Below are 18743 nucleotides of genomic sequence, written 5' to 3' on the forward strand. Positions count from 1 at the left end.
GCCGCCTATGGCGGCATTTCTGCACACAGAACGGAGCGGGCCGCTTCTCACCGGGGATTCGCTGCATGCGCCTCCCGTCTCTTAGCCTGCGGGTGTGGGCCTGCGTCCTGAGGGGGGATCGGTACCGGATACGCCGGGGAGCTACCAGTTCTTGGACGCGGACGGACGGATCATCTACGTAGGCAAGGCCAAGAGCCTGCGCTCGCGCCTGAACAGCTATTTCGGCGATCCCGCGGGGATGCACCATCGCACCGCCCAGATGGTCGCCACGGCTGCTTCGGTCGAGTGGATCGAGGTTTCCACCGAGGTCGAGGCGCTCATGCTCGAGTACAGCCTCATCCAGCGGCATCAACCAAGGTTCAACGTCCGGCTGCGGGACGACAAGTCGTATCCATTCCTGGCGGTGACACTGCTCGACGAGTGGCCGCGCGCGATGGTCATGCGCGGGCGTCGCAAGCGAGGCAATCGGTACTTCGGACCGTATGGCCATGCGTACGCCATCCGGGAAACACTCGACTTGCTCTTGCGAACCTTCCCGATCCGCACGTGCAGTGACAGCAAGCTGGCAACCCATCAGCGGCTCGGCCGCCCTTGCCTGCTCTACCACATCGAGCAGTGCGCCGGACCGTGTGTGGGCGAAATCGGGCGGAACGAATACGACCGGCTTGTCCGGGAGTTGGTTCGCTTCCTCGAAGGCGACACAGACACCATCGTCAACGACCTTGAACAGCGCATGGCCGACGCCTCGACGGAACTCGAATTCGAGCTCGCCGCCCGGCTGAGAGACCGTCTCGCCAGCGTTCGTCGGGCGATCGAGAAGCAGCAGCTCGCCGGAACCCGCAACGAAGACTTCGACGTCATCGGCATGAGCGACGACGAGCTCGAGGCAGCCGTCCAGCTGTTCTTCGTCCGCAAGGGCCGGGTGATGGGCCAGCGGGGGTTCATCGTGGACAAAGTCGAGGAGCTCGACGGCCCACAGTTGGTGGCACGTGTTCTGGAGCAGCTCTACCACGACGAGAATCCGCTCGGTTGGCCGAAGCTGGTGCTGGTGCCTGAGGCCCCCGCGGAGGCGGGTCTCTACGAGGAATGGCTGAGCGGGCAGCGCGGATCTCGGGTGACGCTGCGCATCCCGCAACGCGGCGACAAGCGAGCGCTTATGGAAACAGCGCGGCACAACGCACGTGAGTCGCTCGCGCGGCACCGCTTGCGCCGTGGAACCGACCACAACAGCCGTGCCCGTGCACTGAACGAGCTGGCGGAGCACTTGGAGCTGCCGCGGCCGCCGCTGCGCATCGAGTGCTACGACATGAGCCACCTGCAGGGCACCAACTACGTCGGCTCGATGGTGGTGCTGGAAGACGGCCTGCCTCGCAGAAGCGAGTACCGCCACTTCCGCGTTCGCAACGTCCCGGGCAATGACGACTATGCCGCCATGGACGAGGTGCTGCGCCGCCGGTTGCGGAACTACTTGACCGAACGGGAATTGCCGGCATCCGAACAGGGGCGGTTCGCGTACCCGCCCCAGTTGCTCGTGGTGGACGGCGGCAAGGGGCAGCTCGGCGTTGCGGCGGCGGTTCTCGACGAATTGGGGTTGCGAGAGCAGATCCCGGTGTGTGCGTTGGCAAAGCAATTCGAGGAGGTGTTCGTGCCGGGCCGGTCCGAGGCGTTGCGGATCCCTCGCCAGTCTGAGGCGCTGTACCTGCTGCAGCGGGTGCGCGACGAGAGCCACCGGTTCGCCGTGTCGTGCCACCGGCGGCTGCGGGGCAAGGCGATGAAGCGCGGGGTGCTCGACGGGATCACGGGCCTAGGGGACAAGCGACGGGCACGCCTGGTGCGTGAGTTCGGCAGTGTCGGCGCAGTGAAGGCGGCCACGCTGGAGGAGTTGCGGGCCTTGAGCTGGCTGCCGGACGCTGTTGCGGAGGCGGTGTACGCCGCTACGCACCCTGCCGAGGCGCTGGCAGGCTCCTGAGGCCCGCGGCGTACCCGTACCCGCGGCCCAATACGATCGGCCCAATACGATCGGCCCAATACGATCGGCCCAATACGATCGGCCCAATACGATCGGCCCAATACGATCGGCCCAATACGATCGGCCCAATACGATCGGCATCGTGGCTGAGGGGCCAGAGTTCGTGATCGTGGCTGGCCTGTCGGGAGCAGGCCGCTCCACGGCGGCGAATGCGCTCGAGGACGTCGGCTGGTTCGTCATCGACAACCTGCCGCCGCATCTCATCGGGGACGTGGCCGACATGGTGGCCCGGCCCGGTGCCCGGCTGCGCCGCGTGGCGCTGGTGGCAGGGACCCGGGAATACCGAGAGGACTTGGTAACGGCCATAACGCAGCTACGCGAGCGCAACGCGTCGGTGCGGGTCGTGTACCTGGATGCACCCACGGACGTGCTGGTGCGGCGCTACGACGACACTCGGCGCCGCCATCCCCTGCACACCGGCGATCTGCCCGCGGTAGACCCTCCAGAGGAACCGTCTGGCGCCGAGCCGGTGGCCGACTCGGTCATCGACGCCATCGAGCTCGAGCGGGAGTTGCTCGCCGATGTGCGCGAGACCGCCGATGTGGTCATCGACACGGGTGATCTCAACGTCCACGAGCTGCGCGACCGAGTGCGTGACGAGTTCAGCGCATCCGGCGACGAGCCTCAGATGCGAACTGCGATCATGTCCTTCGGCTACAAGCACGGTGTGCCGCGGGAAGCTGACCTGGTGTTCGACTGTCGCTTCCTGCCGAACCCGCACTGGGTGGCCGAGCTGAGGCCGCACACCGGGCTCCATCCCGGGGTACGGGAGTGGGTGCTCGTCCAGCCGGCTACTGACGCCTTCTTGGAGCACCTCATGCCGCTGCTCGATGCACTGTTGCCGTCCTATCGCGCCGAGGGCAAGTCGTACCTGACGATCGCGCTGGGCTGCACAGGCGGTCGGCACCGCAGCGTCGCCATTGCCGAAGAAGTGACTCGCCTGTTGGCGGAGCAGGGCCACGATCTCCACTGCCGCCACCGCGACATCGCCCGCTAAGCGCCGCCAGCCCGCTAGACAGCTAACGGTAGATCGGGCCCGGGCGAAGGCAGCCCGCGAGGTTCGTGGAGCGAAGGGGACAGCAGCAGATGAGCGTGCGCGTGGGCGTCAACGGCTTCGGCCGGATCGGGCGCAACTTCTACCGGGCGGCCGACCGCCCCGACTGCGACATCGAGATCGTGGCGGTGAACGACCTCGGAAACACGGCGACGATGGCCCACCTGCTGAAGTACGACTCAGTGCTGGGCAACCTGTCGCACGACATCGCCGCCACCGACGGCGGCATCTCGATCGATGGCAAGGTGCTGCCGGTGCTGTCGGAGCGAAACCCTGCCGATCTGCCGTGGGCCGACTACGGGGTGGATGTGGTGGTGGAATCCACAGGCATCTTCACCTCCCGCGACAAGGCGGCCATGCACCTCGACGCTGGTGCCCCGCTCGTGGTCGTGTCGGCCCCTGCGTCGGGCGCCGACGCCACATTCGTCGTGGGCGTGAACGACGCTGAGTTCGACCCCGCAGCGCACAAGGTGGTCTCGAACGCGAGCTGCACCACGAATTGCTTCGTCCCGATGGTGCAGGTGCTCGACCAGGCATTCGGCGTGCAGCAGGGCCTCATGACGACCATCCACGCCTACACAGGCGACCAGTCGCTGGTGGACGGACCGCACTCCGACTTGCGCCGGGCCCGCGCCTCAGCGGTGAACATCATCCCGACCTCGACTGGTGCCGCCCGTGCGACTGGGCTGGTGCTGCAGTCGATGGCGGGCAGGCTGGACGGAACCTCGCTGCGTGTTCCGATTCCCGACGGTTCGATCACCGACTTCACAGCGACCCTCGACGCCAGCCCGAGCGTCGAGGAGGTGAACGAGGCCTTCGCCGCCGCCGCTGGCAGCGGACCCTTGGCAGGAGTGCTCGACTACTCCGAGGACCCGCTCGTGAGCAGCGACATCGTGGGCAACCCGGCCAGCTGCGTGTTCGATTCCGGCCTGACCATGGCGATGGGCAGCATGGTCAAGGTCCTCGGCTGGTACGACAACGAGTGGGGCTACTCGAACCGGCTGGTGGATCTCGTGGACATCATCTGCAGCCGATGAGCGAAGTCGGCACGCTGCCGTTGCTCGAGGATCTCGAGCAACGGCTCGGTGGCCTCGACGGCCGGCGGATCCTCGTGCGTTGCGACTTCAACTTTCCGCTGCGCGACGGACCCGACGGCACGCCTGAGATTGCTGACGATCTGCGCATCCGTGCGGCGCTGCCGACCCTGCGCTGGCTGATCGAGCGGGGCGCTGCCGTCACGGCATGCTCGCACCTGGGCCGCCCCGGCGGCGCACCCGACGAGCGTTTCTCGCTGGCCCCGGTCGCCGAGCGTCTCTTAGAGCTGGCGCCCAGCATTGCCTTGGCGGAGAATCTCCGCTTCCGCCTCGGCGAGACCGCCAACGACCCCGCGTTCGTCGACGCTCTGGTAGGCGGCGCAGTCACTGCCCCATTCGGCGCTGGCAGCCCCGCCCCCTTCGATGGCTACGTGAACGACGCCTTCGGCGTCAGCCACCGGGCGCACGCTTCCATCGTCGGTCCGCCGCAGTACCTGCCGAGCGCAGCTGGCCGCTTGCTGCACCGGGAAGCCGAAGTACTGGGCGGCCTGCGCACCGACGCCAAGCGGCCGTTCGTGGCCGTGCTGGGCGGAGCCAAGGTGAGCGACAAGCTCGGCGCGGTCGAAGCGCTGCTCTCGGTGGTGGACACGCTGGTCATCGGCGGGGGCATGTGCTTCACGTTCCTGGCCGCAATGGGCCACCCCATCGGCGACTCGCTCTGCGAACCCGACTTCATCGAGACCTGCGAGCGCCTGCTCGCGGGCGGCGCCAGCATCGTGCTGCCCAGCGACATCACGGCACTGGATCCCGGCGGCACCGTCCGCCAGATGGGGCGCAGCCTGCCCGACGGCTGCCGCGGCCTCGACATCGGACCCGGTTCGGCGGCGGAATTCGACGACGTGATCGCTGGAGCCCGGACGGTGTTCTGGAATGGCCCGATGGGGCTGTTCGAAGACGACCGGTTCGCCGCTGGAACCCGTGCGGTCGCCCAGTCGATGGCCGACTCCCGGGCCTTCACTGTGGTCGGGGGCGGTGACAGCGCGGCCGCCGTGGCCCAATTCGGCCTGGTGCCGTACATGGATCACATCTCGACCGGGGGAGGCGCAGGCCTCGAACTCATCGAGCACGGCGACCTGCCCGGCCTAGCGGCGCTGCGAGACTCGCCACAGCGGTGAGCCAGTCGGGGAGAGGGACGATGAGTCGAACGCCACTGATCTCGGGCAATTGGAAGATGCACCTCAACCACCTCGAGGCCATCCAGCTCTGCCAGAAGCTGAGCTACGAGTTGGCCCGGCACCGTTATGACCAGGTCGAGGTGAGCCTCCATCCGCCATTTGTGGACCTGCGATCATGCCAGACCGTCATTGACGTCGACCGCCTCGAGTTCAAGCTCGGCGCACAGAACTGCCACGACCAGAATCAGGGCGCATTCACCGGCGAGGTCTCGCCAACCATGCTGGCCAAGCTCGACGTGACCTATGTCATCGTCGGCCACAGCGAGCGGCGAGCCCTCTTCGGCGAGACCGACGAGATCGTCGCAGCCAAAGCCGCAGCAGTGGCTAAGCAAGGCATGACCCCGATTGTCTGCGTCGGCGAGACGCTCGAAGAACGCGAAGCCGGCCGCGCCACCAACGTCGTGACCACGCAGCTCCGGGGCAGCCTCGCCAAGCTCACGCGGGCGCAATTCGAAACGCTGGTGGTGGCCTACGAGCCAGTGTGGGCAATCGGTACGGGCCGCAATGCGTCACCCGTGGATGCCCAGGACATGTGCGCCAGTGCGCGTCGTGTCATCGACGAGATGCGCCCCGGCACCGGCTCGCTGGTGCGAGTCCAATACGGCGGATCGGTCAAGCCCGTCAACGCCCCAGAGTTGCTCGGCCAGCCAGATGTCGACGGCGCCCTCGTCGGCGGCGCCTCCCTTGACGCCACCCAATTCGCCCGAATCGTCAACGCGGCCAGATAGCGCCTGCACGGCGCGCGGTTCGCAAACGAAATGAGGCGTGTGTGGCGCCGGCAGCGGCGGTCAGGGGGCCGAACCTAGAGTCACGGCGTGTCTCCTGAAAGCCAGTTTCCAGCCGCTGACTCCGGTGGTGGGCGCCCGTCCCTTTCGGACGGCCTCGTGGCATTCGTGAAACGCGACTGCCCGACGTGCCGCGATATCGAGCCGGTGCTCGCCGAGCTCGTCGACCATGCGGCACGCAGCGGAATCCGACTCACCGTGTTCACCCAGGACGACCCCGCCTTTCCAGTGGGTCTGACGGGATCGTCGGCGGATGTTGTTCACGATGCCGACCTCTCCGTGTCGTGGCATCACGAGATCTCCACGGTGCCCACGCTCATGGCGGTGATGGACGGCCGTGAGATGGCCCGCACGGTGGGGTGGGATCGTCGCAGCTGGGAGGCGCTGAGTGGCGCCGACGACCTCGGCTTGGAGCTGGCCGAGATGCGGCCTGGCTGCGGCTCGATGTCGGTCGATCCGCTGCGGGCCGACGAGCTGGCGTTGCGCTTTGGGGCGACCTCGTTCACGAGCCGCCGTGTGGAGCTGGCCTCTGCTGAGGATCCAGTCGAGGCTGCCTATGACCGCGGCTGGTCCGACGGGCTGCCGGTGGTGCCGCCGACCGAGGCACGGGTGGCCGCCATGCTGGCCGGGACCACTCGGGCGCCTGACGAGATCGTGGCCGTGGTGCCGCCGACGCTGGCCGAGTGCACGGTGGAGAAGGTGGCCGTAAATGCCGTCATGGCCGGCTGCAAGCCCGCGTACTTGCCGGTGGTACTTGCGGCCGTCGAGGCTGCGTGTACTGACACGTTCAATATGCACGGCCTGCTGTGCACGCTATGGTTCTCGGGACCGATCGTGATCGTGAACGGCCCGATCCGGCGCCGCATCGGCATGAACACCGACAAGAACGCGCTCGGCCAGGGCAATCGCGCCAACTCCACCATCGGGCGAGCGCTGCAGTTGGTGATCCGCAACGTGGGCGGCGGCAAGCCCGGCATCGGCGGCATCGACCGCTCCGCACTGGGGTCGCCGTCGAAAGTGGGGTGGTGCTTCGCCGAGGACGAGGAGGGCCTGCCCGACGGCTGGCCGCCGCTGTCGGTGACCCGGGGCTTCGAGCCCGGCCAGGACACGGTGACGCTGTTCGCTGGGCACGGCCCGATCGGCTGCATCGACCAGATCTCACGCACTCCCGACTCGCTCATCCGCATGATCGCTCAGCAGCTCTTGTGCGTCGGAAATCGCAAGCTGCCGGGCGAGGCGATGCTGGTGATGACGCCCGAGCACATGGCGACGTTCGCCGATTCGGGCTGGACCAAGCAGCGCTTCTACGACGAACTCGAGCCGCTGCTGCAGATGGACCTCGACTTCGCAGCCCGCGACGCGGGAGGCATCGAAGAAGGCCTTCCCGCCGAGTTCCTGCAGCACCTGAAGGGCATCGCAGGAACCGGCAATGAGGGCGGGTCCGCTGACGGTGGGCTCGTGTTCGGGTCATCCGAAGGCTCCTCGGGCGGGAACCTGCGCAAGCTGCCCCCGTGGTCGCCCATGGTGGTGCGTGCCGGCGGGGGAGCGGGCGGCTTCAGCGCCATCCTCGAAGGCTGGGTGCCAGGCGCGAAGGGCAGCATTCCGATCACCCACCCGATCCGCCCTTGAAGATGCGTCCCGAGCGACCTGCCCGCCCCTGGATCGGCACTCGTGTCGAGTGCTACTAGCTCCACAGTGTGCAGATCGGAATTGCTTCGATGCGGTCGCCGAGGCGATAGCGGGCCGGGCCCGTGTGCAGTAGGACGCCCGCTCTGAACTGGGGTCCCAGCCCGTCGCGCAGCCATGCCAGATGCCGGGCGTCGGCAGGCTTCGGAGCGCTGTGGGCCTTGATCTCGATCGCTACGAGACCGCGTGCACCGAGGTCGGCGAGGATGTCCACTTCGTGACGTCCGTCACGACCGCGCAGATGGTGCAATGTCGGTCGATGTGGGTCCACAACTGCTTCAGCGCGGAGCTGGTTCGCCACAAACGTGTCGATCAAGCGGCCGAGCAGGTCGCCATTGCTCATCACCAAGGCGACATCGGCGCCGACGGCCGCGCCCCACAGGCCGGTGTCTGCGATGTACCGCTTCGGCCCGCGTGCCAGACGCTTGAGACGGTTGGTGCTCCATGCGGGAAGCTCGGCGACAATACCGAGATCGCTCAGCAGCGTCGTATAGGAGCGGGACGTGCGTCGGTCCAGCCCAGCCGCTTCGTTCAGGGTGGCATCGTTCACGATTCCCGCTGAGTTCAGGGCGTATGCCGTGAAGAACGCGCCAAGACGCACTGGGTCGGGGCTCTGGTCCGAGCCTGCGCGGTCGTGGACCAAGAGCTGCTCGATATAGCTGTCGAGCCAGCCTCTACGGACATTTCCCTCAAGTTCGGTGGCCGGCTCGGGAAATCCGCCCCGCAGCGCGATCTCCGCATAGCCCCGCAGGTCGGGCGGATCGGCGAGCACCGGGGGCAGGTCCCCGGCGAGAAGCGCATCTATGAACGGTCGGCCTGGTCGCGAGAGCTGCTCGCGTACCGTGAGCGGGTGCATGGCAACCCGGATGAGCCGGCCGGTTCCCGGCCACAGCGCGGGATCGGCATCGGACCGCGTGGAGCCGGTCAGGATGAACCTTCCAGCACGCCGCTCGGTGTCGACGGCACGCTTGACAGCACCCAACACCTCGGGGCAGGCCTGCCACTCGTCGAGGAGCACGGGCTCGGGACGATCCCGCAACGCCGCGTCGGGGTCCGCCCGGAATGGCCCCGCCTCGCGCTCGGAGTCGAGGCGCACGACGCTGGCTGCATGTCGTAGCGCAGTCGTGGTCTTGCCTGAGGCGCGGGCTCCCGTGATCATGATCGCTGGCGCAGAGCCAAGGATTTCAACAATCCAAGGATCAACCAAGCGGTCGAGATAGAGAGTCACGTGCGAAGCCTACCGCTATTGCGCAGCAATCAATGTCGCAATAGCGCATGTCTCGATGTCGATATTACGCACACATAGATGCTGGTTTGGCGCATCTCGGGCCGAACTCGTCCACCGATCCAGCGTTGAACTGACCGACGACGGACCCCGCTGTCTCATGAGGGCAATTGCCCGTGCGGTACCGCTATTCGTCGCCATGGGTGCAGCGCCTGTGCGCCGGTAGCCTCGTTGCCCGTGATGACGTGGATTGTCGGCGGCATTCACCTGCTGTCGGCCTTCGGTTTGATTGGTCTTGTGCTGTTGCACAGCGGCCGTGGCGGCGGTGTGTCCGACATGTTCGGCGGCAGCGTCGGGACCGCTGCTGCGGGCTCGACCGTTGCCGAGAAGAACCTCAGCCGCATCACGGTCGTGGTTGCCGTCTCGTTTGGCTTTACGACGCTGATTCTGGGCTTGTTGCTCGCCTGATTGCCCGGCCCGGCCGTGCACCGGTGCTGGCGCCGTCCCGCCAGATCGCCCTGCCGTTGACCATGACGAGCTCGATGCCGCGCGCCGGCTGCTTCGGCTGCTCGAAGGTGGCGGTGTCGATCACGGTTTCTGGGTCAAAGAGAACGAGGTCGGCCATCGCACCGGCCTCCAGCACGCCCCGATCCGCCAAACCGAGACGTCGGGCCGGCAGTCCCGTCATTTTGTGCACTGCTTCTTCCAGAGAGAAGAGGCCTTGCTCGCGCGCATAGTGACCAAGCACCCGTGGGAAGGTACCCCACAGGCGGGGATGCGGGAATTCGTCGTGCGGCAGGCCGTCGGAGCCGATCATGGTGCCCGGGTAGGCCAGGATGCGGCGCACGTCCACCTCGTCCATCATGAAGAAGATCCCGCCGGCGGGCAGCAACGCTTCGACCGCAGCTTCGGGGTCGAGACCCATCTCGGCTGCGATCTCGGCGAGATCCCGCCCCGCAGCCTCGGGCTGCGCTTTGGACCACGTCACCAGCACTTTGCTGGCGTCCGACAGCTTGGTTGAGCCCAATGTGGTCGAGCTGGCGATGTACGGGTAGGCGTCGAGGCCGATTTCTTGGCGCTGGCGAGCCGCTTCGATCAGCGCCAGGGTCTCGGCTGAGCGGCCGTGGTTGGCCTGCCCGGAGCACTTGTGATGTGAGATCACCACCGGCACGCCCGTTTCGCGGCCGATGGTGAAGGTCTCTTCCAGCGAGTCACTGACACGGTCGGCTTCGTCCCGCATGTGCGTCGTGTGGATGCCGCCCGCTGCCCGGACCGCTGTGACCAGCTCGATGATCTCGTCGGTCGGCGCGGCTGCGGCCGGGGCGTAGTAGAGACCCGTCGAGAGACCGATGGCACCGGCCTCCAGCGCCCGTTCCAGGCGGCTGCGCATGGCCGCGATCTCGTCGCCGGTCGCCGGACGGTTCAGCGAATCCATGGCCTCGACCCGCAGAGAGGCGTGGCCGACCAGGCAGAGTGCGTTGACAGCCGCCGGGTCATTGTCAAGAGCCGCGAGGTAGTCACCGAAGTCCGCGAAGAAGCCTTCGCCGTCGGGGCAGACGAGATCGAGCGGTGCCGGCGGCCGTCCGGTGGTCCGCAGCGGCGCCAAGCTGACCCCGCAGTTGCCGGTGATGACCGTGGTGACGCCCTGGCTGACCTTGGGCGCCATCAACGGGTTGACCAGCAGCGCTCGGTCGTCATGGGTGTGCACGTCGATGAAGCCGGGTGCCACCGCCTTGCCGCCCGCATCGACCTCGACGGCGCTCTCGGCGTGGCCGAGATCGCCCAGCCCGACGATCCTGTCGTCGGCGACGGCGATGTCGCCATGGGTCGACGGAGCGCCGGTCCCGTCGATCAGGCGGGCGTCGCGGATGATCAAGTCCGCTTTGTCGATCTCTGCCATGAGCCCTTTCCCAACCAAGTCAAGGTCGCGAGTTCACCACGTATCGTTCGGGTCGTCTGCGACAAGGAGCCCACATGGGACGTCACGCCATCAAGACCCCTCCGCACCACGCCAGCTGGCCGGAGTACCTGGCGATCTGGCAGGCCGCCGACGAGTTCGAGGTCTTCGAGTCGGCGTGGAACTGGGACCACTTCTATCCCTTGGCGCCGCCGTACGACGGCCCCAACCTTGAGGGCTGGACGATGCTGGCGGCGCTTGCACAGGCGACGACGCGAATACGTCTCGGCGCCATGGTCAACGGCATGCACCACCGCCATCCGGCAGTGACCGCCAACATGGCCGCCACGCTCGACCACATCTCGAATGGTCGCTTCGAGCTGGGGATGGGCGCCGGCTGGAACTTCATGGAGAGCGACGCCTACGGCATCGATCTCGGTCCGCTGCGCGACCGTTCAGATCGGCTCGAAGAGGGCATGGAGGTCATCGTCAAGCTGCTGACCGAAACGACCACCACGCACAAGGGGCGTTTCTTCGAGCTCACCGACGCGTGGTGCGAGCCCAAGCCGATCCAGGAGCGGATCCCGATCGTCATCGGCGGGCAGGGCCGGGTGCGGACATTGCGCACCGCTGCGAAGTACGCCGATCAGTGGGACATGACCTTCCCGGCCGATGTCGCAGCGTGGCAGGAGCTGGACGAGATTCTGCGGGCGCATTGCGAACGCGTGGGCCGTGATGAGGCCGAGATCGACCGGTCGGTGCATCTCGGTTTCGAGGCCGACGGCGACATCGACAAGGCGGTGGCAGGGGCGCAGGACTTCTTCGACGCCGGAATCGACATCGTCGTGTGGTCGTGGCGAGGCGAACTGGATCCGGTGAGTCTCGACGCCTTGGCAACAGCGATCGACGAGGCCTGATCGCCGCCGAACAGCCGAGACGGCAGCGCTATGCTGATGCGCTCCGCTGTGGCCCTCAAGGGGGCTGCGATGCAGCGATTTTGGGTTTTCATGTCGGAGTGGCGGAATTGGCAGACGCGCTAGATTAAGGATCTAGTGCCCGAAAGGGTGTGGGGGTTCAAGTCCCCCCTCCGACACGAACAGGTTCCCGACGCCAAACCGCAAGCCACGCCGGTCGGTTGACCTTCGCAGCGGTGCCGTGCGCCGTCAGTCGAACGTGGCGGAATAGCCGAGTTTGTGGGAGACCTCCTCCGACGCCTGGCGAAGAGCCGCTGAGGGGGAATCTGGGCCGACACCATCCATCGTCCCACTCCGACCCAGAACTGCGGTCGACGCAACAAGTCGACCTTGATGATCGAACACCGGTGCGGCGACGGCGCTGAGCCCGGGCAAATAGTCGCCGCGGGAGATGGCCAACCTGTCTCGGCGAACCTGATCGATCAGCTCCTGCACCGCGCCAGCATCGCGATAGCGATCACCAAGAGGAGAACCCGCCAGCCGTTCGAGCTCTTCGGCGACCCTCTCGTCAATCATTCGCCATGGCTGGTAGGCCAAGAAGATCCTGCCGGTTGCCGTTCCGATGAGCGGCAGCACGGAACCGATGTGCAAGTTGCAGTGAACAACCTCGCTGGCATCGCGCCAGCCAATGATCACCGGCCCGTGCTGGCCCCACACCGATAGCGCGGTGGTTACATCGAGGCGTTGGTTGAGCTCGACCAACGCGTCGGTCGCGAAGCGAACCCCGTCAAGCCGCCGCAGACCGGCCAAGCCCAACTGCAGCGCGCCGGGGCCGAGATCGTAGCGACCGGTGATCGGATCCTGCAGCACGAGGTCGCAGCGGATCAGGCTGACGAGATATCGGCGCGCCTTGCTCGGCATCATGTCAGCCCGCGACGCAAGCTCGCCGAGGGGGAGGGCACCGGGAGCCTCGACGAGGGCGGCCAGCACCCGGGCACCAACCTCGATGGACTTCACCCCTTGGCTGGCCGAAGCCGCAGTCACCCTCCGGCCTCTCGAATGAGGCCTGACAGCAGCGCGGGTCGAAGCGGCTTGGTGTTGACGTTGACGTCGAGATCGAACAGAGCGTCGGCGACTGCGTTGACGAGCGCGGGTACTGCTCCGATCACACCGCCTTCCCCCACACCCTTGAACCCACCGACGGCATCGATCGACGGAGACTCGATGTGAGCGATCTGGAAGCTGGGAACGTCCACCGAGCTGGGCAGGAGATAGTCGACCAGAGTCGCCGTGCGGACCTGGCCGTCGGGGTCGTACACAAACTCTTCCATGAGTGCCTCGCCGATGCCTTGTGCCACACCGCCCATCACCTGACCCTCGACGATCATCGGGTTGATGACGCGACCGCAGTCGTGTACGACGGTGTAGCCCTCGATGTCGACTGTCCCGTCTCCGGCATCGACAGCCACCTGTGCAATGTGGGTGGCATTGGCCATGGTGACAAGGGGCGGGTCGTAGAAGTCGGTCTCCTCGATGCCAAAGCTCTCGCCTTCGGGGAGGTCGAATGTGTTCATCGCGTAAGCCGTCTCGGCGACTTCTTGGAATGAGAGCGATCGGCTCGGCACGCCGGCGACGTGCATCTGGCCGTCGGAGACCACGATGTCTTCGGGCGTGGACTCGAGCATGTCCGCGGCGATCCGCGCCAGCTTCAGTCTGGCCTTCTCCGACGCCCGCACCAGCGCTCCGCCGCCCGTGACCGCGCTGCGGCTGGCGAAGGTGTTCGTGCCGTAGGGCCCGGCGGCGGTGTCGCCCTCGATGACAGTCACATCCTCCAATCGGGCCCCGAGCTCGTCGGCGACGACCTGCGCGAAGGTCGTGAAGTGGCCTTGTCCCGAATGAGCGTGGCTCACGAAGGCCGTCACCTTGCCGGTGGGCTCCACCTTCACCGTCCCGCTGTCGAATCCGGGTAGGCGGGTCAGCCCGCGGGCACGCCAGCCTGGGGCTCCCGTCCCGCTCACCTCCGTGAAACTGCAGATGCCGATGCCCCGGTACTTGCCGTCGACGAGTCGGCCCTGGGCCGCCTGGCGGGCGCGGAACTCGTCGTACTTCGCCATCTCCATCGCCATCTTGAGCGACTCGACGAAACTGCCGGTGTCGTAGCGGACCCCGACGACGTTGGTCCACGGCAGCTCTGAGGTGGGCACCATGTTTCTCAGCCGAACCTCGGCTGGATCGAGCTCGAGCCGGCGGGCAATCCGATCCATGATGCCCTCGATCGCCATGAAGCAAACCGGTTGGGCCACGCCCCTATAGGCCAACACAGGCGCGGTGTGGGTTGCGACGGCGGTGGCCGTGTAGGAGTATTCGGTGATCCGGTACGGCCCAACGATCATGCGGGCGCCACCAGTGGTCTCCAGGGTGCAGCCGAAGGGCAACGCTGAGTAGGCGCCGCCATTGGTTCGAATCTCGGCCTTGAGCGCGAGGACGATGCCGTCATCATCGACCGCGGCCTCAACCCGGTAGCGGTTGTCACGGGCGTGTACATCGGTGAGCAGGGCTCCGTACCGGTCCTGAATCCACTTCACGGGCCGGCGCAAACGCAGGGCGAGCGCGGCGCAGACGAACTCTTCGGGGTAGAGGGCCGCCTTGATGCCGAATCCGCCGCCGACGTCGGGAACCACGACCCGCAGGGTTGACTCTGAAACGTCGAGGAACTCGGCCAGGGCAGTCCGTAGCAGATGGTGTATCTGGGTCGAGGAGTAGAAGACAAGGTTGCCCGCCTGCTCGGGCACAGCAAGACACCCTCGGGGTTCAATCGGAACAGCGGTCACACGGTTCGAGTGGAAGTTTTCGGAGATGACATGGGCCGCCGCTTCGAAACCAGCGGCCACGCCATCGGTTGTGAATCGACCCTCGTAGTAGACGTTGCCCGGCACTGTCGGATTGACCTGCGGGGCGGCGGGATCGGTCGCTTCTTCGATCTTGGTGACCACAGGAAGCGGCTCGTAGTCGACTTGGACCAGCTCGATGCCGTCTTCGGCGAGGTACTGGCTCTCGGCCACGACCACGGCCACCGCCTCGCCCGCAAACCGCACTTCGTCGACAGCCAGCACGTCGCGGCTGTTGAGGTGGTAGCCGGGCAGCTCGATCTGAGCAGCGATCGGCTTCACCAGGGCTGCCAGATCCTCGCCGGTGAGGACGTCGACCACGCCGTCGAGAGCGCGCGCCTCGCTCACGTCGATCGACAAGATCCGGGCGTGGGCGTAGGGGCTCAGCACGAAGGCAAGGTGGAGGGTGTTGATCGGCGCGGGCAGATCGTCGACGAAGCGGCCCTGGCCTCGAAGGAGGTAGTCGTCCTCTCGACGCAAGACGCTTTGGCCAACAGCGCCGTGCCCAACAGCGCCTTGCCGGTCGCTGCTCATGCTCGGTTCCCTCGTCGCAGCTCCACCGCGGCCTCAGCTACCGCATCGACGATGTTGGCGTAGCCGGTGCAGCGACAGACGTTGTTCATCAGTGCCTCCCGGATGGTGGCCTCGTCGGGGTCGGCGTTGCTTTCCAGCAGCTCGACCGCCGTGAGGAGGAATCCCGGTGTGCAGAAACCGCACTGGAGGGCATGCTTTTGGTGGAACATCTCTTGGATCGGATGGAGCTCATCGAGGCCTGCGAGGTCTTCCACGGTGCGGATGTCCGATCCGTCAACCGCCACGGCGAAGTGCAGGCAGCTGCGGGCGGTGCGGCCGTCGAGCAACACCGTGCATGCACCGCACACTCCTTGCTCACAGCCGATGTGGGTGCCCGTCAGGCCGAGATCGTGTCGCAGGTAGTCGGCGAGCAACCGCCGAGCCTCCACTCGGGATTCTCGGCTTCGCCCGTTGACGGTGAGCTTCACCAGGTGTTCATCTGTCATGGAGCCTCGCCTTCCAGCAGGCCGCGTTCAACAAGGACGCCGACAAGGTGTCGTCGGTACTCGGCGTCGGCGTGGATGTCGCCGGTCGGATTGACTGCACTGCGGGCCGCCGCGACGGCGGCTGCGATTGCCGCGGGGCCGAGGTCGGAGCCGACCAGCACGCCCTCGGCGTCGATCAAACGCTGGGCCACCGACCCAACGCCGAACGCCGCGATGCGTGCCATCGTGCAGACGCCGTCCACGCTGGCCCACCGCAGTGCGACCCCGCCTACCGGGAATACGTGGCCCCCGTTCGAGACTTCAGCCAGGGCGCTTCGCTCGCCCCGATCCTGGCGTTTGAACGTGACCGCCGAAACGACCTCACCTGGCTCGATGCTGGTGGTCATGTCAGCTACGAAGAAGTCGTGGGCCGGAACCCGACGTTCGCCAGCGGCACTCGTGAGCACCAGATCGGCCTCCAACGCGAGCGCAACGGCCGGCAACTCGGCGAGCGGGTCGCAGTGGGCCAGACTGCCGCAGACGGTGCCACGGTTGCGCGTGGCGGGCAGCCCGACGTGGGGTAGCGCCTTGGCCAACAACGGGCACTCGGCTTCGACCAGAGAGTCGGTCTCGGCGTCGATCTGGCGCACGAGCGCACCGACGACGAGGCGATCGTTCGAGAGCCGGATGTAGTCGAGCTCCTGACAGCGGTTGATCGACACGAGCACCTCGGGTCGGGCCAGCCGGAGATTCATGAGCGGAACCAGGCTCTGGCCGCCTGCGAGAATCCGAGCGTCATCGCCGTACTCGGCCAGGGCTCGGACCACCGCGTTGAGCGACTCGGGAGCAACAAACGAGAACGGAGCGGGTTTCATGGCGACTCAGCCGATGACGGGCTGCAGCTCGGCCGCGAGAGCCACCAACGGCTCAGGGCCCACGATGGCACCGTCTTCGACGACACGTCGACCGTCGATGTCGATCGTGTGCAAGAACAAGACAGCGTCGGGGTGGTTCTCACCGCCGCCGGGGTCCCACCACGGCATGCCCATTCCGATGGCGTTGTTGCCCTGGGCACGGGTGTCCTCGATGAACGAGTCGCCGGTGACTCGGGCCGTGGGATGGATGCCGTGGGTGAAGTGAATGACATATCCGTAGTCGCCGTCCGAACCCGCCCGCCGCAGCGCTCGGTCGGCGACAAATCGCTCATTGCCTCCGCCCGCAATGGCCCGAATGCGGCCATCGATCTCGAGGGTCATGGGTGCAGCGAGCGGTGTGTAGTACTCGTGGAAGATGGCTCCGACCTCGATGCGCCCCTTCACCGTTTCGACATCGGGGAACAACGTGCATTGCCCCGGCACCAAGACCGTCCCCGGCTTGTCGGCTCGTCGCGGCTTGTCGAATCCACGCTGCCCGAGAATGAAGCTCACGTCGGTGCCGGCGTTGTCGGTGATGCGCACGGTCTTGCCGACCGCTTCGTTCACCAGCGCGTCAAAGGCATGGTGTACCGCGAAGTAGCGGTCGAGATCCACCCGCCCGAACAGCCTCAACAGGCCCCCGGCGTTCAGGTCGGCACCTAGCAGATAGCGGATGTGCTCGCCCTCCATCGCCTGATCGTGAAGCTCCGAGCCGGCGAGGTAGGGGAACGTGAGATCGATCCACACATCTGCGGCCAACGCTGCGGCCGAAACCGCCGGAGTGAGGTACGGGTCGGCAAGGCGGCCTTGATACGGAAGCGGCGGGATCAACAGGACCGATGCATTGGCACCGGCGAGCAGAGATGCTTGGAGCACCGCCTGCCACACCACTTCGTCGCTGTCGGTGTCGGCGGTGATCAGGACGGTTTCGTTCGGCTCCAATGCCATGTAGTCGCGCATCAGCACGTCCGCTGCGCCGGCAACAGTGGCTGTCATGGGGTCGCTCCGCCGATCACGCGGTCCAGATAGCCGTTGAGGAAGTTGTGAACGCCCTTCTCCAGGGTGCTCATGCGCCCGGGCCGGTAGGCGGGTGAACTCATCGCCTGTTGCATCGACTCGATCATGATTCGGTCTTCTTCGAGTACCAGGATCTGAAAGTCGTGGTAGATCTTCAGCGTCTCAGCGAAGTCCGGCCTGTCGAAGAATTCCTCGGGAAACAGGTGGTAGATGACCACCCGGGTGCGGCCCTCGTCGATCGGCCACGCGATCATCGGCCGAATGCAATCGATGCGGCCGAAAAACGTCAGGTTGGGCGAAGTGAACGCAGTACAGGCAAAACTGTGCGGTCTGTCCTCCAGCCACGGCATCTTGCCGAGCAGTGGCTCGGCCCCCGGCGTGGGAGGGCCGGCATCGTAGAAGATCGAAAGACCGCCGTCGGGTTTGACGTTCACGTGGTCGGGCTCGAACTTGAAGTTGGCGCCGAAGCTGTCCGCGTGCAGCACCCCGACGTGGTAGAAGTCCATCAAGTTCTCGTGTATGAACTTCCAGTTGCACGCGAGGTCGATTTCGAGCTTGTTACCCAGGCGGCATTTCTCCCACCCGAGGAAAGAGAACTCCTCGTCGATCCCGGCCATCGCATCAGCCAGCGGTCCGGCATCGTGATCGAAGTTGATGAAGATGTTGCCCCGCCAGACGTCGAGCCGCAGTGGTGTCAGGGCGCAATCGGCGACGTCGAATCCCTGGGTCTCGGCCATGTAGGCGGCCCCCTTCAGCTGGCCGTCGAGGCCGTATACCCAACCGTGGTACGGGCAGCTGAATGCCTTGAGATTGCCCGATCCGTACGCAACCTCGACACCTCGGTGGACGCACATGTTGTAGCTGGCGTGTAGCTGACCGTCGCGATCGCGCGAGAGCAGTACGGGCTCGCCAACCAGGCGCAGCGCCATGTAGTCACCCGGATCGGCCAGCTCCTCGACCCGTCCTACGTAGAGCCACTCGCGTTTGAAATATTCGGCCACCTCGCGACGGAAGATCTCCGGGCTGGCATAGATCGCGCCCGGCGCATGGGTCGCCTGGTCCAACGC

Annotated in this window: 16 protein-coding genes and 1 tRNA gene; 9 read left to right on the forward strand and 8 right to left on the reverse strand. The window is 66.2% G+C overall.

The window, feature by feature from the left end; translation table 11 throughout:
- The first annotated feature begins 94 nt into the window (after positions 1 to 94).
- From uvrC to ACOQPH_RS04415, 6 genes are all read left to right on the forward strand, one after another.
- On the forward strand, positions 95 to 1969 hold the full coding sequence (gene uvrC, locus ACOQPH_RS04390; RefSeq protein ID WP_420623514.1) for an excinuclease ABC subunit UvrC: 1875 nt from the start codon (positions 95 to 97) through the stop codon (positions 1967 to 1969).
- Between the two features lie 142 nt (positions 1970 to 2111).
- Positions 2112 to 3026: an RNase adapter RapZ gene (gene rapZ / locus ACOQPH_RS04395; protein ID WP_420623515.1), complete on the forward strand. Its 915-nt coding sequence runs from the start codon at positions 2112 to 2114 to the stop codon at positions 3024 to 3026.
- 89 nt (positions 3027 to 3115) lie between these two features.
- A complete protein-coding gene (gene gap / locus ACOQPH_RS04400) occupies positions 3116 to 4120 on the forward strand; it encodes a type I glyceraldehyde-3-phosphate dehydrogenase (protein WP_420623516.1) in 1005 nt (334 codons plus the stop codon).
- A gap of 14 nt (positions 4121 to 4134) precedes the next feature.
- On the forward strand, positions 4135 to 5292 hold the full coding sequence (locus ACOQPH_RS04405; protein WP_420624306.1) for a phosphoglycerate kinase: 1158 nt from the start codon (positions 4135 to 4137) through the stop codon (positions 5290 to 5292).
- A 20-nt stretch (positions 5293 to 5312) separates the two neighbouring features.
- A complete protein-coding gene (gene tpiA, locus ACOQPH_RS04410; RefSeq protein ID WP_420623517.1) occupies positions 5313 to 6080 on the forward strand; it encodes a triose-phosphate isomerase in 768 nt (255 codons plus the stop codon).
- 87 nt (positions 6081 to 6167) lie between these two features.
- Positions 6168 to 7766: a thioredoxin family protein gene (locus ACOQPH_RS04415; RefSeq protein ID WP_420623518.1), complete on the forward strand. Its 1599-nt coding sequence runs from the start codon at positions 6168 to 6170 to the stop codon at positions 7764 to 7766.
- A 55-nt stretch (positions 7767 to 7821) separates the two neighbouring features.
- Here ACOQPH_RS04415 and ACOQPH_RS04420 read toward each other — a convergent pair whose 3' ends face one another.
- Complete coding sequence (locus ACOQPH_RS04420; protein WP_420623519.1) at positions 7822 to 9051, reverse strand: ATP-binding protein; 1230 nt, start codon at positions 9049 to 9051, stop codon at positions 7822 to 7824.
- 237 nt (positions 9052 to 9288) lie between these two features.
- Between ACOQPH_RS04420 and secG the strand changes: the two genes are divergently transcribed.
- Positions 9289 to 9516, forward strand: coding sequence for a preprotein translocase subunit SecG (secG, locus tag ACOQPH_RS04425; protein WP_420624307.1), 228 nt, complete (start codon positions 9289 to 9291; stop codon positions 9514 to 9516).
- Here secG and ACOQPH_RS04430 read toward each other — a convergent pair.
- Positions 9482 to 10948: an N-acyl-D-amino-acid deacylase family protein gene (locus ACOQPH_RS04430; protein WP_420623520.1), complete on the reverse strand. Its 1467-nt coding sequence runs from the start codon at positions 10946 to 10948 to the stop codon at positions 9482 to 9484. The genes secG and ACOQPH_RS04430 overlap by 35 nt on opposite strands.
- A gap of 74 nt (positions 10949 to 11022) precedes the next feature.
- Here ACOQPH_RS04430 and ACOQPH_RS04435 point away from each other — a divergent pair, with 74 nt between their 5' ends.
- Both ACOQPH_RS04435 and ACOQPH_RS04440 read left to right on the forward strand, forming a co-directional pair.
- Entirely contained in the window at positions 11023 to 11862 is an 840-nt protein-coding gene (locus ACOQPH_RS04435) for a TIGR03560 family F420-dependent LLM class oxidoreductase (protein ID WP_420623521.1), read from the forward strand.
- A gap of 92 nt (positions 11863 to 11954) precedes the next feature.
- Positions 11955 to 12038, forward strand: a tRNA-Leu gene (locus ACOQPH_RS04440).
- Positions 12039 to 12108: 70 nt separating this feature from the next.
- Here ACOQPH_RS04440 and ACOQPH_RS04445 read toward each other — a convergent pair.
- The 6 genes from ACOQPH_RS04445 to ACOQPH_RS04470 are packed head-to-tail and all read right to left on the reverse strand — an operon-like array spanning position 12109 to position 18740.
- A complete protein-coding gene (locus ACOQPH_RS04445) occupies positions 12109 to 12903 on the reverse strand; it encodes an IclR family transcriptional regulator (RefSeq protein WP_420623522.1) in 795 nt (264 codons plus the stop codon).
- Positions 12900 to 15281, reverse strand: coding sequence for a xanthine dehydrogenase family protein molybdopterin-binding subunit (locus tag ACOQPH_RS04450; protein ID WP_420623523.1), 2382 nt, complete (start codon positions 15279 to 15281; stop codon positions 12900 to 12902). Before ACOQPH_RS04450 ends, ACOQPH_RS04445 begins: the two co-directional genes overlap by 4 nt.
- Positions 15278 to 15766, reverse strand: coding sequence for a (2Fe-2S)-binding protein (locus ACOQPH_RS04455; RefSeq protein WP_420623524.1), 489 nt, complete (start codon positions 15764 to 15766; stop codon positions 15278 to 15280). Before ACOQPH_RS04455 ends, ACOQPH_RS04450 begins: the two co-directional genes overlap by 4 nt.
- Positions 15763 to 16620, reverse strand: coding sequence for an FAD binding domain-containing protein (locus tag ACOQPH_RS04460; protein ID WP_420623525.1), 858 nt, complete (start codon positions 16618 to 16620; stop codon positions 15763 to 15765). Before ACOQPH_RS04460 ends, ACOQPH_RS04455 begins: the two co-directional genes overlap by 4 nt.
- Positions 16621 to 16626: 6 nt before the next feature.
- On the reverse strand, positions 16627 to 17655 hold the full coding sequence (locus ACOQPH_RS04465; protein WP_420623526.1) for a hypothetical protein: 1029 nt from the start codon (positions 17653 to 17655) through the stop codon (positions 16627 to 16629).
- Positions 17652 to 18740, reverse strand: a complete 1089-nt coding sequence (locus ACOQPH_RS04470; protein ID WP_420623527.1) for an aromatic ring-hydroxylating oxygenase subunit alpha — start codon at positions 18738 to 18740, stop codon at positions 17652 to 17654. The genes ACOQPH_RS04465 and ACOQPH_RS04470 overlap by 4 nt, the downstream gene beginning before the upstream one ends.
- Between the last annotated feature and the right edge of the window lie 3 nt (positions 18741 to 18743).

The organism is Candidatus Poriferisodalis sp., from assembly GCF_965221945.1.
In the GTDB taxonomy this organism is placed as follows: Bacteria; Actinomycetota; Acidimicrobiia; order Acidimicrobiales; family Poriferisodalaceae; genus Poriferisodalis.